The organism is Roseomonas sp. TF40, assembly GCF_057219975.1.
Map to the genome: position 1 here is coordinate 260,977 of NZ_JBXVVR010000002.1, position 14,625 is coordinate 275,601.

The following is a 14,625-nucleotide window of genomic DNA, read 5'->3' on the forward strand; positions in this document are numbered from 1 at the left end:
TAGTCGAAGCATCGAGGCGTGGTGTGACGTCTCGATGAAACCCTAGAGCAATATCCGATCTGACGTCGCAGCAGCGCCGCGACCAGTCAGATCGGATTTCTTGCTCTGGAAACAACGCGTTATGGAGCACGGGATCCGTCCGGGAGGACGGATCGTGCTCTACGCGGCTCAATCCAGGCTGATGGCGAGCGGTGCGGCCACCGCCGTCCAGCGCGCGAGGTCCTCGCGCAGCAGGGCGCCGAATTCCGCCGGCCCCGCGCCGCGCGGCAGGGCGCCGAGGCTGGCCAGGCGCGGCTTCACCACCTCGCTGTCCAGGGCGGCGATGAAGGCGGCGCGCCAGCGCTCGACGATGGGGGCGGGCGTGCCGGCCGGGGCGGAAAGGCCGGTCCAGATCGAGGCCTCGAAATCCGCCACGCCGCTCTCGATCATGGTCGGCACCTCGGGCAGGGCCGGGAAGCGGGTGCGGGAGGTCACCGCCATCACCCGCAACTGCCCGCCCGAGAAGCCCAGCACCGAGGGCAGGGAGACGAACATCAGCTTGATGCGCGACGCCAGCAGGTCCGAGAAGGCCGCCGCCGCGCCGCGATAGGGCACGTGCTCGACATTCAGCCGGGCGCGCGCCTTCAGATCCTCCATGATCAGATGCGTGTTCGTGCCGGTGCCGGTGCTGGCATAGGGCAGGGGCTGGGCGGCGGCGCGGGCATAGGCCAGCACGCCCGCCACGTCGCGCGCCGGCACATCGGGGGCGACCAGCAGCGCCACGGGGCTGTCGATCAGCCAGGCGATGGGGGCGAAATCCGCGATCGGGTCATAGGGCAGGCGCCGCCCGACCGCCTTGGCGATGGTGAGCTGCCCGGCGGTGGCCAGCAGCAGCGTCGTGCCATCCGGGGCGGCGCGCGCCACCGCCTCCGCCCCCAGCACGCCGCCCGCGCCGCCGCGATTCTCGATGACGATGCTCTGGCCCACCATCGGCGCCACCGCCTGGCCGAAGAGCCGGCCGAGCACATCCTGCCCGCCCCCCGCGGCGAAGGGCACCACCAGCCGCACGGCGCGGTCCGGCGACCAGGGCGCCTGGGCGCGCGCCACCAGCGGCGTGGCGAGCATCGGGGCGGCCAGCAGAGCGCGGCGGGTCAGGGTCATGGCGCGGCCTTCTCGGATCGGTCCGGCAGCGTGGCGCGCTGGCCGCGCGGGCGTCAACGGCCCACCCCCGCGCGCAGCAGCCCCGGCACGGCCCGCGCCTCGAGCCCGGCGAGCAGCGGGTTCGCACGCAGGTCGCGCGCCCAGAGCGTCTCAAGCAGCGCGACCGTGGCCTCGGTGCGCGGCATCGCCACCCCCGCGCCGCGCGCCAGCCAGAGGTAGAAGGCGAGGCCATAGGGCACGTCCTCCGTCACATAGCGGGTCTCGAGGCTGGTGGGCCCGTTCACGGAGCGGCCCGTGGCCTCGATCGCCGCGCCCATCTCGGGCAGCGGGCCGCGCTTGACGCCGCTGGCGCGGTGCAGCGCCTCGGCCAGGGAGGGCAGGGTATGGCCGAAGGCGGCGGCGAGGGCGTCCCGCTCGGCCTCCAGCGCGGTGAAGAGCCGCGCCGTGAGCGGCGTCATCAGCGCGTATTGCGGCCAGGCCTCGGCGCGCTCGATGCGGCTGGCATTCACCAGGGCGAGGCCGGCATGGAAGATCGGGTTGGCATTGGCGAGCGCCGGTTGCAGCACGTCGGGGGCGATGGGGCTGGCATGGCCGAACAGGGCGGTGGCCAGGGCGGCGACCTCGGGCGCCGCGGCGGCCGGCACGGCAGCCACATCCACCGCCGCCCGCAGCGCCGGGATGCGCACGCGGTCGGGCGCGAGGCGCCGTGCGGTCAGCGGCGTGGTGGCCAGCCCGCCCACCGGCGCGCGCCGGCCCATCGCGGCGCGCAGCGCCTCGAAGGCCAGCGGGGCGAGGGAGGAAGCGGGGGCGATCATCAGGATCAGGCCCGGCGGCGCGGCGGCGGCGATGCGCGGCAGCAGGGCCGGGAAGGCATAGGCGGGCACGGCGAGCAGCGCCGCATCGGCACCGCGCAGCGCGTCTTCCAGGCTCTGGGCGACGCGGAGCGGGAAGGCGCCGGCCAGCGCGCCCTCGGCCTGCAGCACGCCGCCCAACCCCGCCGTGCCCGCGCCCGAGGGCGACCAGAGCGAGACCTCATGCCCGCGCGACGCCGCCAGCGCCGCCGCAGCCGGGCCGATGGCCCCGGCGCCCAGCACGCTCAACCGCATCGCCTGCTCCTTCGCGTTGGTTCCGCTGCCAGGATAGCGTAGCCTGGACCTTCCAAGCGACCAGGGGACCCCGCATGACGCTCACCCGCCGCCTGCTGCTCGCCACCGCCGCCGCCACGGGCGCCGCCGCCGCCAGCCCCGCCGGGGCGCAGGTGGCGGGCTGGCCGAACCGGCCGGTGCGCATGATCGTGCCCGCCCCGGGCGGGGCCGGCACCGCCGATGCGCTCGCCCGCATCTTCGCCCAGGAGATGGAGAAGCGCCTGTCGCAGCGCGTGATCATCGAGAATCGCGGCGGCGCGGCAGGCAATGTCGGCGCCGCCGCCGCCGCCCGCTCGGCGCCGGATGGCTACACCATCCTCTGGACCTGGGCCGGCACCATGGCGACCAACCCGGCCATGTATGCCGACATGCCCTTCGACCCGCAGCGCGACTTCGCCCCCGTGATCCTGCTCGGCTCGGTGCCCAACATCCTGATCGTGAACAACGACTTCCCGGCCCGCAGCCTGGCCGATTTCGCCGCCTTCGCCCGCGCCAACCCCGGCGCGATCAACCACGGCACCACCGGCAATGGATCCTCCATGCATCTGGCGGCGGAGCTGTTCGCCTCGCGCACCGGCACGCAGCTGACGCATGTGCCCTATACCGCGCCGGCGGCGGCGACGACGGACCTGATCTCGGGGCGCATCCAGGCGATGTTCAACCTGATCACCGGCGCGCAGCCCTTGGTCGCGGGCGGGCGCGCGCGCGCGATCGCCGTGCTGGCCGAGCAGCGCGTGCCGCAGATGCCCGATGTGCCGACGGCGGCCGAGCTTGGCATGCCCGGCCTCGCTTTCGGCACCTGGTTCTGCCTGATGCTGCCGCGCGGCGCGGAGCCGGCGATGGTCGCCCGGCTCAATGCGCTGGCGAATGAGATCCTGGCCGATCCCGAGGCGCGCGCCCGGCTGGAAGCGGCCGGCATGGCGCTGGATGGCGGCGGCACGCCCGAGCGGCTCGCCACCTTCCTGCAATCCGAGATCGCCAGCCATGCGGAGCTGGTGCGGATTTCCGGTGCGCGGGTGAACTGAGGCCCGACGCAGCTTCTTCAGGCTGGGATGGGCACGCGGGCGGCGAGCGGGTCCAGCAGGCTCTCGATCGCCGCCGGTTCCTCCCAGGCGAGGCGCACCGTCACCACCGTGACGCGGGAACGGAATTGCGGCGGGATGCGCACGAAATCCTTCTTCGTCGTCACCGGCAGCGCCCGCAGCGATTCCGCCTGCGCCAGCAGCGCCTGCATGTCGCCCTCATCGAAGGGGTAGTGGTCGGCGAAGCTCTCGCGCCCGGCCAGGATCGCCCCGGCCTCCTGCAACGTGGCGAAGAATTTGCGCGGGCTGGCGATGCCGCAGAAGGCGAAGACCGGCTGGCCCGCCAGCATCGCGGCCTCCGGCCCGGCCACCAGCCGGGCGCGCAGCACCGGCAGGTTGGGCGGGAGTTGGCCCAGCACGCCGGCCTCATCCTCGCCGATCAGCACCGCGGCGCGGCAGCGCGCGGCGGCGGCGGCCACAGGCTCGCGCAGCGGGCCGGCGGGGATGATCCGGCCATTGCCGAAGCCATAGCCGCCATCCACCACCAGCAGCGACAGGTCCTTCTCGAGCCCCGGATTCTGCAGCCCGTCATCCATCACGATGGCCTGGGCGCCGGCCGCCACCGCCGCCTGCCCGCCGGCCCGGCGATCGGCCGAGACCCAGGTGGGCCGGCGCTCGGCCAGCAGCAGCGCCTCATCGCCCACGGCGGTGCTGTCATGCGCCGCGGGATCGACGCGGGTCGGCCCGCTGAGCCGGCCGCCATAGCCCCGAAGCAGGAAATGCGCCGCGATGCCGCGATCCGCCAGGCGCTGGCCGAGGTCGAGCGCCACCGTGGTCTTGCCCGCCCCGCCCGCCGTGGCGTTGCCGCAGCAGATCACCGGCACGGGCGCCTGCCAGCCGGGCTGCGCCATGCGCCGCGCCGTCGCGCCCGCATAAAGGGCCGAGATCGGCGACAGCAACAGGGGCATGAGCCCCCCGCTGCCGGACCAGAATCCGGGTGCTCGTATCAACGCTCGTTCTGCTCCAACAAGGGGGCGCCCGCCCTGTCGGCAGCCGCCCCGACCCCTCAACCCGCCCGATCCGCCTGCACAGGCGGCATCAGGCCCAGAGCACGATCCGTCCTCTTGGACGGATCTCGTGCTCTATAAAATATTGATTCTAGAGCAATATCCGATCTGACTGATTCAGTCAGATCGGATATTGCTCTAGAAGTGCTGCGGCCACCCGGTCCGGCAGATCGGCCTGACCATCGGCCACGCTGGCGGCGGCCTCCCGCAGGCCCCGCGCGCAATCTTCATTCGTTAGCACGGCCCGCACCCCCTCCGCCAGCGCGGCGGACTCGGCGGCCACCGGCATCAGCCCGCCGGCCTCGCGCAGCCGGGCGACCGGCTCCTCGAAATTCCAGGCATGCGGGCCGAGCAGGATCGGGCAGCCCAGCCGCGCCGCCTCCAGCGGGTTCTGCCCGCCATGCGGCACCAGCGAGCCGCCGACCAGCGCCACGCCGGCCAGGCGGTAGAACAGGCCGAGCTCGCCGATCGTGTCCGCGACATAGACCGCCACGCCCGGCGCCGGCGCCCCGCCCGCCTGGCGCCGCGCCACGCCAAACCCTGCCGCCTGCGCCTCCTCCGCCAGCGCCGCGCCGCGCGGCGGGTGGCGGGGGACGAGCACGGTCAGCAGGTTGGGGAAGGCGGCGACCAGCCGCTGATGCGCGGCCAGCACCAGCGTCTCCTCCCCCGGATGGGTGCTGGCGGCGAGGAAGACGGGGCGGTCGCCGATGCTCGCGCGCAGCCGCGCCAGCGCCGCCGGATCGGCCGGCAGGGGGGGCGCCGCGGCCTTGAGGTCGCCCCAGCACAGCGCCCCCGGCGCGCCGAGTGCGACCAGCCGCGCCTGATCCGCCGCGCTGCGCGCCAGCACCAGGCGGAAGGCGTCGAGGCCCTCGCGGGTCAGGGCAGGCAGCCAGCGGCGCCGGGCGAAGCTGCGCGGGCTGACGCGCCCGTTCAGCAAGGCGAGCGGCAAGCCGCGCGCGCGCGCGGCGGCGAGCAGATTGGGCCAGAGCTCGCTCTCCACGAAGGCGCCGGCATCGGGGCGCCAGGCATCGAGGAAGCGCGCCACCCAGGCCGGCACGTCGAGCGGGAGGAAGCGGTGCGTCACGCGCGCGGCGAGGTCGGGCGGCAGGCGCTGGGCGAGCAGCTCGGCCGAGGCGACGGTGCCGGTGGTGACCAGGAAGCACAGCGCCGGCGCGCGTGCCGCCAGGGCGGCCAGCACCGGCAGGGCGGACTGCGTCTCCCCCACGCTGGCGGCGTGCAGCCAGAAGAGCGGGCCGGGCGGGCGGGCGGCGCCGAAGCCCTCGCGCTCCGCCAGCCGGGCGGGGATTTCCTTGCCGCGGCCCGCGCGCCGGCGCAGATGCACGCGCAGCAGCGGCGCCAGCGCCGTGGCGAGGCCGGCGAGGATGCTGCCGGCGAAGCTCAAGGCGCCAGCCCGCAGGCGGCGTCGGCGGCTGCCGTCGCGGCATCGATGGCGGCGGCGATTCCCGGCAGCGCGGCCTCGGCCTCGCCGCGCGCGACGGCGATGGGCGCGCCCACCGCCAGCACGCCGCGACCGAAGGGCAGCGGCAGCATCATCCGGTCCCAGGAGGGCAACAGGCGGTGGCGCGTGCTCGCCGCCCCCACCGCCACCACCGGTGCGCCGGAGAGCGCGGCAAGCTGCGCCACCCCCGCCGCCGCGACCCGGCGTGGGCCGCGCGGGCCATCCGGGGTGATCAGCACCGGGTCGCCCGCGCGCAGCAGGCGCAGCAGCTCGACCAGCGCCGGCCCACCGCCGCGGCGGGAGGAGCCATAGACCATCCGCACGCCGAAGCGCGCCACGGCCGCGCCGATGAAGCGGCCATCGCGGTGTTGGCTGACCAGCACGCGCGGGGTGAGCCGCGCCACAAGCGGCTCGGCCGCGTTGGCGAGGGGAAAGAGCGCCGGCAGCAGGGGCAGGCGCTCATGCCAGAAGGCCAGGATCAGCGGCTGCCCCGCGCCGATCACCGCCAGCGCCGGGCCCGCGCCCTCCAGCCGCCAGCGGGTGGTGCGGACCACCAGCGCGATGTAGGCGCCCAACATCCAGGCCAGCCCGGCCTGGACGGTCGGGTGCCGGATCAGGCGGCGCATCGGAAGCCGGAAGAGGCCATGGGGCGGCGGTAGCACGCCCGAGCGCGGCGCGGAACGTGGCCCCCCGCGCGCGCCGCGGCCCCCGCTTCACCCGCCGCATGCCCCGCCAATCGGAAGCGTGGAATTCGAGGGGCTTCCCGTGTAGAACTCCCGGCCTGTGTGAAGATCCCGAGGAATCATGGCGCGCACCGTCGAGACAGCTTCGGGCGGAGGCAGGATGGCCGCGGTCGGCCGCCGCTTCGCCTCGCCGGCCGTGAAGGCCGCGATCAGGCGCCGCCTCGGCGAGTTGCTGGCGCTGGCGCTCGTCTCCTTCGGCCTCGTCGTGGCCCTGGCGCTGGCCAGCTACAATCCGGCCGATCCCTCTTTCTCCACGGCGACGGCGCGCGAGCCCAGCAACATCCTCGGCGCGCCGGGCGCGCTGGTGGCCGACATCATGCTGCAGGGCTTCGGCTTCGCCACGGCATTGCCCGTGGCCTGCCTGTTCGGCTGGGCCTGGCGGCTGGGCATGCACAAGGGCCTCGCCCCCTTCGCGCTGCGCCTCGCCTGCCTCCTGGCCGCGCTGCCGCTGCTGGCGGCGACGCTGAGCCTGCTGCCGCTGCCCGGCGGCGCTCCCGCGGCGGCCGGGGCTGGCGGCGCCGCGGGTCCCGCCGTGGCAGAGGGCGTGCTCAGCGTCCTGGAGGGGCTGCTGGGCCCGGTGGGGGCGGGCATCGCGCATCTGGCACTGGGGCTGCTCACGCTCGTGCTCACCTTCGTCGCGCTGGGGCTGAGCCTGGGCGAGTGGCGCCGGGCCGGGAAGCTGGCCGGCAGCGCGGCCGTGAGCGCCGCCGCGGGCGCCGGGCAGGCCACCCTCGGCGCCGCGCGCGCCACGGCCTCGGGCGCGCGCCGGGTGGGCGAACAGGTGCCGCCGGGCCTGATCTCGCGCGCCGCCACCTGGCCCTTCCGGGCCCTGGCGGGGGTGTTCCGCCGCCGCCGCCCGGCCGAGACGCCGCTGGCCGAGATCCTGCGCAAGGCCGATGAAGCCGCCGGCGAAGGTCCCGCCCCCGGCGCGGTGATCCGCCGCCAGGAACCGCGCTTCGGCACGGCGGAGGAGGCACCGCCCCCCGCGCCTGCGCCTGCGCCTGCGCCCTTCGTCGCCACGCCGACGCCGCCCGCCAAGCCGGGCAAGACCACGCAGCCGCGCGTGGCCGAGCGCAGCGCGCCGCCCAAGCCGGCAGACGCCGCGCGCCAGGGCAGCCTGCCGCTGCCCGACGGCACCTGGCGCTTCCCGCCGCTCTCGCTGCTCGCCGCCGCCCCCACGCGCCGCGCCGTCGGCCCCTCCGAGGATGCGTTGCAGGGCAATGCACGCATGCTGGAGACGGTGCTCGACGATTACGGCGTGCGCGGGCGCATCAATGAGATCCGCCCGGGCCCGGTGGTGACGCTCTATGAGCTGGAGCCCGCGCCGGGCACGAAATCCGCGCGCGTCATCGGCCTCGCGGACGACATCGCGCGCTCGATGAGCGTGACGGCGGTGCGCATCGCCACCGTCCCCGGGCGCAACGTCATCGGCATCGAGATGCCCAACGCGAAGCGCGAGACGGTGCTGCTGAGCGAGCTGCTCGGCGCCGAGGATTGGGTGAAGCATCCGGGCAAGCTGAACATCGCGCTCGGCAAGGATATCGGCGGCGCGCCGGTGATCGCCGACCTCGCGCGCATGCCGCATCTGCTGATCGCGGGCACCACCGGTTCGGGCAAGTCGGTGGCGATCAACACCATGATCCTGTCGCTGCTCTACCGGCTCAGCCCGGACGACTGCCGCTTCATCATGATCGATCCGAAGATGCTGGAATTGTCGGTCTATGACCGCATCCCACACCTGCTGGCACCGGTGGTGACGGAACCGCCCAAGGCGATCGGCGCGCTGAAATGGACGGTGCGCGAGATGGAGCGCCGCTATCGCGCCATGTCGCAATTGGGCGTGCGCAACATCGCCGGCTACAACGAGAAGGCGATTGCCGCGCGCGCGAAGGGCGAGGTGCTGACGCGGCGCGTGCAGGTGGGCTTCGACCCGGAGACGAACAAGCCGCTCTTCGAGGACCAGCCGCTGACGCTCGAGCCGCTGCCGATGATCGTCGTGATCATCGACGAGGTGGCGGACCTGATGATGGTGGCGGGCAAGGATATCGAGGCCGCGGTGCAGCGGCTCGCGCAGATGGCGCGCGCGGCGGGCATCCATGTGGTGATGGCGACCCAGCGGCCTTCGGTGGATGTCATCACCGGCACCATCAAGGCGAACTTCCCCACGCGCATCTCCTTCCAGGTGACCTCGAAGATCGACAGCCGCACGATCCTGGGTGAGATGGGCGCGGAACAATTGCTCGGCCAGGGCGACATGCTGCACATGGCCGGCGGCGGGCGGATCTCTCGCGTGCACGGACCCTTCGTCTCCGACCAGGAGGTGGAGGATGTGGTGGCCTTCCTGCGCGAGCAGGGTGAGCCGCACTATGTGGAAGAGGTCACCGAGGTGGATGAGGACACGGCCGAGGGCTTGGCCTCGGGCGTGCTGGGCGGCAACACCGATGCCGAGGCCTCGCTCTATGACCAAGCGGTGGCGCTGGTGACGCATGAGCGCAAGGCGAGCACGAGCTTCGTCCAGCGCCACCTCAACATCGGCTACAACCGCGCCGCCAAGCTCATCGAGCAGATGGAGAAGAACGGCGTGGTGGGTGCCGCGAACCATGTCGGCAAGCGCGAGGTGCTGGCGCCAGGGGGGCGGGAGTAGCGCGCCCCCTGGCGAGGCGAGAAATCAAAATATCTGCACATCATCGGTGATGATGAAGTGGGCACGTGAGAGCGTGACGCTGCCCGCGATGGTGATGACGAGATCACTGACCATGTCGCCATCGACATCGACCTGCACCAGTGTCCTGCCGTGCGCGCCTTGATGGCGGAGCTCGGAGGCTGAACCAGTGAATGCGGCACTGCCGATGTACTCGAGGACGCCCAGTTCACGCAGTTCAAAACGATCTTCGTCCCGCCAGTCGAAGATGGTGTCGGCACCATCGGAGCGACTTGCGAAGATGAAGAAATCCGCGCCGTCCTCCCCATGCAAGCTGTCATTGCCGAAGCCGCCCTTAAGCCCGTCACTGCCGGCGCCGCCGCGCAGGATGTCCGCGCCGATATCACCTTCCAGGATATCGTCGCCGTCGCCAGCAAAGAGCCGGTCATTGCCGTTGCGACCCTGAAGCGTGTCATTGCCGGCGCCACCGTCCAGTCGGTCCGCGCCCGAGCCCCCGAACAGCCGGTCGCTGCCCAATCCGCCGATCAGCGTGTCATTCCCTACGCCACCATCGAGCCTGTCATCGCCGACGCCACCATCGACGATGTCATGGCCATCGCCACCGAACAAAACGTCGTTCTCTCGACCGCCACGAATCGTGTCGTTGCCCGCCTCACCATACAGCAGGTCCCATATCCTGCCGCCGACGATCCGGTCATTGCCCTCGCCGCCATAGATCTCCTGGTAGGCACCGCTGCCGGTGAGCGTATCGTCGCCTGCGCCGCCATCGATCCGATCCCTATCACCCCCACCTGCATCGATGACATCGTTGCCCCCGCCACCGCGCAGGACATCGGACCCGCCGCCGCCGATCAGCGTGTCAGCCAGGTCCCCGCCGACCAGGGTATCGCCGATATACGGGAGGGCGGTGCTAGGCTCCTCGCCGCTTTCGATGCGCATCGCCACGCCAGAGGCGCCGGAGATGAAGTCGCGTCCCGGCGTGCCGCGGACCACCTCGATCCCCGTAATGCTGGAGAGGGCATCAAGGTTGATGGTGATGCCGAATTCGGACCATGTCGGCGCCGCCACGCGGAACTGCAGGATGTCCTGACCTGCGCCACCATCCAGAGCCGCGGGAGTACCGATGGCGATCAGGAGGTCATTCCCCGCCCCCCCCAGCAGCGTATCCGCCCCACCACTCGCGACCAGCGTGTCCGCGCCGTCACCACCCGCGAGCAGATCCGCGACCAGGATCGGCGCCGCCAACGTCGCGCTGGCACGCGGATCATCGAAGATCAGGTCAGCCCCCACGCCCGGCGCGCCGATGATGCCCGCGGAGACGAAGTCCGGGCTGATGGTGTCGGCTCCCGATGTGCCGATGATGGTCGCCATGAGTCGCGCTCTCCCAGGTGGAACTGAACCGCCTCGCGTTAACCATCGTTACGGATTCGAGCAAGACGGCGCGCGCCGGGATCAGCGCCGCAGACGTAACGCTTCTTGACCCGCGGCACAGCCGGGCAGAGGCTCGCGCCACCACGCACGGAAAGGAAACCCGCCATGCGCCGCTCCGTCCTCATCGCGATGCTCGCCATGGCCACGCTGCCTGCGCAGGCGCAGGACAAGCCGCCGCTGTTTCCCACGCGCGACGTCGCCATCACCTATCGCTTCACCGGGCCGCAGGCCCAGACCGGCATGCCGACCATGACCATGTCCTGGCTCGCGAACGCGCAGACCATGCGCATGGACATGGGTGCGATGGGCTACATGGTCGCCGACCATCGCGCCCAGCGCGGCTTCATGGTGATGGAATCCGCGCGCATGATCATGGACATCCCGATGGAGCAGGCCATGCAGCAGCACGGCCCCTCGGCCAATGCCAGCTTTCGCCGCACCGGCACCGACACGGTCGCCGGCCTGCCCTGCACCGTCTGGGCCTTCCAGGATCGCGGCAACAGCGGCACCGCCTGCGTGACGAATGATGGCGTGATGCTGCGCGCCCAGGGCAACAGCCAGGGCCAGTCCGGCAGCATGGAGGCCACGCAGGTGACCTTCGGCGCGCAGGATCCGGCCCGCTTCCAACGCCCGCAGGGCTTCCAGAGCATGCAGATGCCCGGCCAGGGCGGCAGCGCGATGCCGGGCCAGCGCCCAGCACGGTAGAGCACGGTCCGTCCTGTTGGACGGATCTCGTGCTCCAGAGCCTGTTGTCTATAGGTGTTCGATCCCGGTGTTTGGCGGTGCCGTCCTTTCCCAGGCATGGAAGGACGCACGCTGGGCCAGGGTTTCCACGGCTGCGCCACCAGGGCGGAGGTGGTCCGGCGCACGATCCAACCCGGTCCCGCGAAGCCGAGGAAGTGGGCGCGCCGCTACCGTGTGAACCCCAAGACGGTCGTCAGATGCCGTCGGCAGATTTCGGGTGCCGACCTGCCGCAGCTCACGCGCTCAGACCGGCACCGCTTCCACCCGCACCACCTGCCTCGCGGCTTCGGACTCAGCCTTTGCCGTGGCAGTGCTTGTACTTCTTCCCCGAGCCACACGGGCAGGGCGCGTTGCGCGGCGTGGCGGCCCAGGTGGTGGGGTCGTTCGGGTCGATCGCCGCGGCGACCACGGGGGCGCGCGCCCCCGCCGTCGCCGAGCCATAGGCCGGCACCGGCGGCGGCGCGCCATCGGCGTATTCCAGCTCCGACACCGGCGCATCGTGGCGCATGTCCATCACCTGCACCGGCTCGGGCATCGGCGGCGGCGCGTCGGGGCGGATGTCGATGCGCATCAGCACGCTCGTCGTCCGCTCGCGCAGATCCTCGAGCATCGCGTTGAACAGGTTGAAGGCCTCGCTCTTGTACTCGTTCAGCGGGTCGCGCTGGCCATAGGCGCGCAGGCCGATGCCCTGGCGCAGATGGTCGAGCGAGAGCAGGTGTTCCTTCCACACCGCGTCGAAGATCTGCAGCAGCAGCGACTTCTCGACGATGCGCATCAGATCGGCACCGATATTGGCGACGCGCGCCGCATAGGCCTCGTTCGCCGCCTTCTCCAGCCGCTCGCGCACCTGCGTCTCGTCGATGCCTTCCTCGCGCGCCCAATCGGCGACGGGCAGTTCCAGGCCGAGGACCTCGCGCACCTTGGTCTCGAGCCCGGTGAGGTCCCATTGCTCGGGATAGGCGTTCTCCGGGATCGCCCGGTCGACGAGGTTGCCGATGGTCTCGCGGCGCATCTCGGCCACGGTCTCGGCCACGTCGGTCGCCGTCATGTAGGCCTTGCGCTGCGCATAGACCTCGCGGCGCTGGTTGTTCATGACGTCGTCGTATTTCAGCAGGTTCTTGCGCGTGTCGAAGTTCCGCGCCTCGACCTTCTTCTGCGCCTTCTCCAGCGCCTTGTTGATCCAGGAATGGACGATCGCCTCGCCTTCCTTCAGGCCGAGCTTCTCCAGCATCCCCGCCATGCGGTCGGAGCCGAAGATCCGCATCAGGTCGTCCTCGAGGGAGAGGAAGAAGCGGCTCGCCCCCGGGTCGCCCTGGCGGCCGGAGCGGCCGCGCAGCTGGTTGTCGATGCGCCGGCTCTCATGCCGCTCGGTGCCGATCACGAGCAGGCCGCCGGCCGCCTTCACGGCGGGGCGCACCGCCTCGACCTCCGCCCGGTGGCGGGCGAGGGCGGCTTCGTATTCGGGGCTGTCGCTGTTGCCGACCTCCGCCTTGGCCAGCATGTCGGCATTCCCGCCGAGCTGGATGTCCGTGCCGCGGCCGGCCATGTTGGTGGCGATGGTCACCGCGCCGGGCCGGCCGGCCTGGGCGACGATGCCGGCCTCCTGCTCATGATAGCGCGCGTTGAGCACCTGGTGCGGGATCTTCTTCTGCTTGAGGATGCCCGAGATCAGCTCGCTCTTCTCGATGCTGGTCGTGCCGACCAGGATCGGCTGGCCACGATCGCGCGCCTCGGCGATCAGGTTCGCCACCGCGTCGTATTTCTCGCGTGCCGTCTTGTAGACCTCGTCATCGGCATCGATGCGCGCCACCGGCACGTTGGTCGGGATCTCGACGACCTCGAGCTTGTAGATCTCGGCGAATTCGTCGGCCTCGGTCGAGGCCGTGCCGGTCATGCCCGACAGCTTCGGGTAGAGGCGGAAATAGTTCTGGAAGGTGATGGAGGCGAGGGTCTGGTTCTCCGGCTGCACCGGCACGCCTTCCTTGGCCTCCAGCGCCTGGTGCAGCCCCTCGGAATAGCGCCGGCCTTCCATCATGCGGCCGGTGAATTCGTCGATGATGATGACCTTGTCCTGGGTCTGGCCGTATTCGGTCACCTTCTTGACGATGTAGTCCACATCGCGCGTGAACAGCGTATGCGCGCGCAGCGCCTGGTTGGCGTGATGCACGAGGGAGACGTTGACGCTGTCATAGAGCCCACCCTCGGTCAGCAGCCCGGCGGCGGTCAGCGCCTGTTCCAGCGCCTCGGTGCCCTGCTCGTTCAGGTGCACCGTCTTGAACTTCTCGTCCTTCTCGTAGATCGACTTGTCCTTCACCAGCTCCTTCATCACCGCGTCGACGCGGTTGTAGAGCTCGGAACTGTCGTCGGAGGGGCCGGAGATGATGAGGGGCGTGCGCGCCTCATCCACCAGGATCGAGTCCACCTCGTCCACGATTGCGTAGGCGAAATCGCGCTGGACCATCTCCTCCAGCCGGTACTTCATGTTGTCGCGCAGGTAGTCGAAGCCGAACTCGTTGTTGGTGCCGTAGGTGACGTCCGCGTTGTAGGCGGCGCGGCGTTCCTCATCGGTCAGCCCATGCACGATCACGCCGGTGGTCAGCCCCAGGAAGCCATAGACCCGGCCCATCCACTCGCTGTCGCGCCTGGCCAGGTAGTCGTTCACCGTCACCACATGCACGCCCTTGCCGGGCAGCGCGTTGAGGTAGACCGGCAGGGTCGCGACCAGCGTCTTGCCCTCGCCGGTCTTCATCTCGGCGATGCGGCCATCGTGCAGCACCATGCCGCCGATCATCTGCACGTCGAAATGGCGCAGGCCGAGCACGCGCTTCGCGGCCTCGCGCACCGTGGCGAAGGCCTCGGGCAGCAGGTCGTCGAGCGTCTTGCCGGCGGCAAGCTGGGCGCGGAGCGCGGCGGTCTGGCCCTGCAGCTCGGCGTCGGACATCGCGCTCAGGCGCGGCTCAAGCGCGTTGATCGCCGGCACCCGCGCCTGGTAGCGCTTGAGCGCACGGTCGTTCGAGGTGCCGAGAAAGGCGCGGACGAGGCGTTGGAACATGTTTGCGAGTCTTCTCCGGCCCGCGCCGGGCCGGCAGCAATTCGCCCGCCGGCCGAAGATCACCCCGGCGCAAAGCCGGGCAGAAATAGGGCGCCGCCCCCCCAAGGTCAACGCGACCCCGCCTTGCCGCCCCCGGAGGCTTCAGCCATGTTCCGGCCCG

10 protein-coding genes are annotated in these 14,625 nt (G+C 71.6%); 3 read left to right on the plus strand and 7 right to left on the minus strand.

The genetic code is table 11. The annotated features are described in order from the left end of the window. Window positions 1-168 precede the first annotated feature (168 nt). Both AC2D9U_RS07310 and AC2D9U_RS07315 read right to left on the minus strand, forming a co-directional pair. Complete coding sequence (locus tag AC2D9U_RS07310) at window positions 169-1,140, minus strand: Bug family tripartite tricarboxylate transporter substrate binding protein (RefSeq protein WP_484747733.1); 972 nt, start codon at window positions 1,138-1,140, stop codon at window positions 169-171. Window positions 1,141-1,193: 53 nt separating this feature from the next. Continuing rightward, window positions 1,194-2,246 carry an NAD/NADP octopine/nopaline dehydrogenase family protein gene (locus tag AC2D9U_RS07315; protein ID WP_484747734.1) on the minus strand — a complete coding sequence of 351 codons (1,053 nt, stop codon included), beginning with the start codon at window positions 2,244-2,246 and terminating at the stop codon, window positions 1,194-1,196. A gap of 74 nt (window positions 2,247-2,320) precedes the next feature. Between AC2D9U_RS07315 and AC2D9U_RS07320 the strand changes: the two genes are divergently transcribed. Continuing rightward, complete coding sequence (locus AC2D9U_RS07320) at window positions 2,321-3,310, plus strand: Bug family tripartite tricarboxylate transporter substrate binding protein (protein ID WP_484747736.1); 990 nt, start codon at window positions 2,321-2,323, stop codon at window positions 3,308-3,310. Between the two features lie 17 nt (window positions 3,311-3,327). Here AC2D9U_RS07320 and lpxK read toward each other — a convergent pair whose 3' ends face one another. The 3 genes from lpxK to AC2D9U_RS07335 form a co-directional block, all read right to left on the minus strand. Continuing rightward, complete coding sequence (gene lpxK / locus AC2D9U_RS07325; RefSeq protein WP_484748364.1) at window positions 3,328-4,314, minus strand: tetraacyldisaccharide 4'-kinase; 987 nt, start codon at window positions 4,312-4,314, stop codon at window positions 3,328-3,330. Window positions 4,315-4,495: 181 nt separating this feature from the next. Next, window positions 4,496-5,776, minus strand: a complete 1,281-nt coding sequence (locus AC2D9U_RS07330) for a 3-deoxy-D-manno-octulosonic acid transferase (protein WP_484747737.1) — start codon at window positions 5,774-5,776, stop codon at window positions 4,496-4,498. Further along, complete coding sequence (locus AC2D9U_RS07335; protein ID WP_484747738.1) at window positions 5,773-6,459, minus strand: lysophospholipid acyltransferase family protein; 687 nt, start codon at window positions 6,457-6,459, stop codon at window positions 5,773-5,775. The genes AC2D9U_RS07330 and AC2D9U_RS07335 overlap by 4 nt, the downstream gene beginning before the upstream one ends. Before the next feature lie 217 nt (window positions 6,460-6,676). On the opposite strand from AC2D9U_RS07335, the gene AC2D9U_RS07340 reads away from it, so the two are divergent. Further along, window positions 6,677-9,220, plus strand: a complete 2,544-nt coding sequence (locus AC2D9U_RS07340; RefSeq protein ID WP_484747740.1) for a DNA translocase FtsK — start codon at window positions 6,677-6,679, stop codon at window positions 9,218-9,220. A gap of 24 nt (window positions 9,221-9,244) precedes the next feature. On the opposite strand, the gene AC2D9U_RS07345 is transcribed toward AC2D9U_RS07340, so the two are convergent. Beyond that, the gene (locus AC2D9U_RS07345; RefSeq protein ID WP_484747741.1) at window positions 9,245-10,609 is read right to left on the minus strand and encodes a calcium-binding protein; all 1,365 of its coding nucleotides are present in this window, start codon (window positions 10,607-10,609) and stop codon (window positions 9,245-9,247) included. Between the two features lie 165 nt (window positions 10,610-10,774). Between AC2D9U_RS07345 and AC2D9U_RS07350 the strand changes: the two genes are divergently transcribed. Next, window positions 10,775-11,374, plus strand: a complete 600-nt coding sequence (locus tag AC2D9U_RS07350; protein WP_484747743.1) for a DUF4412 domain-containing protein — start codon at window positions 10,775-10,777, stop codon at window positions 11,372-11,374. A 331-nt stretch (window positions 11,375-11,705) separates the two neighbouring features. Here AC2D9U_RS07350 and secA read toward each other — a convergent pair whose 3' ends face one another. Then, window positions 11,706-14,465, minus strand: coding sequence for a preprotein translocase subunit SecA (secA, locus tag AC2D9U_RS07355; RefSeq protein WP_484747744.1), 2,760 nt, complete (start codon window positions 14,463-14,465; stop codon window positions 11,706-11,708). Window positions 14,466-14,625 lie beyond the last annotated feature (160 nt).

Excerpts from the sequence above, each read along its gene's own strand:
- AC2D9U_RS07335 (WP_484747738.1), bottom strand. The coding sequence starts at position 6,459 with ATGCGCCGCCTGATCCGGCACCCGACCGTCCAGGCCGGGCTGGCCTGG.
- secA (WP_484747744.1), bottom strand. The coding sequence starts at position 14,465 with ATGTTCCAACGCCTCGTCCGCGCCTTTCTCGGCACCTCGAACGACCGT.
- AC2D9U_RS07315 (WP_484747734.1), bottom strand. The coding sequence starts at position 2,246 with ATGCGGTTGAGCGTGCTGGGCGCCGGGGCCATCGGCCCGGCTGCGGCG.
- AC2D9U_RS07310 (WP_484747733.1), bottom strand. The coding sequence starts at position 1,140 with ATGACCCTGACCCGCCGCGCTCTGCTGGCCGCCCCGATGCTCGCCACG.
- AC2D9U_RS07320 (WP_484747736.1), top strand. The coding sequence starts at position 2,321 with ATGACGCTCACCCGCCGCCTGCTGCTCGCCACCGCCGCCGCCACGGGC.
- AC2D9U_RS07340 (WP_484747740.1), top strand. The coding sequence starts at position 6,677 with ATGGCCGCGGTCGGCCGCCGCTTCGCCTCGCCGGCCGTGAAGGCCGCG.
- AC2D9U_RS07350 (WP_484747743.1), top strand. The coding sequence starts at position 10,775 with ATGCGCCGCTCCGTCCTCATCGCGATGCTCGCCATGGCCACGCTGCCT.
- AC2D9U_RS07345 (WP_484747741.1), bottom strand. The coding sequence starts at position 10,609 with ATGGCGACCATCATCGGCACATCGGGAGCCGACACCATCAGCCCGGAC.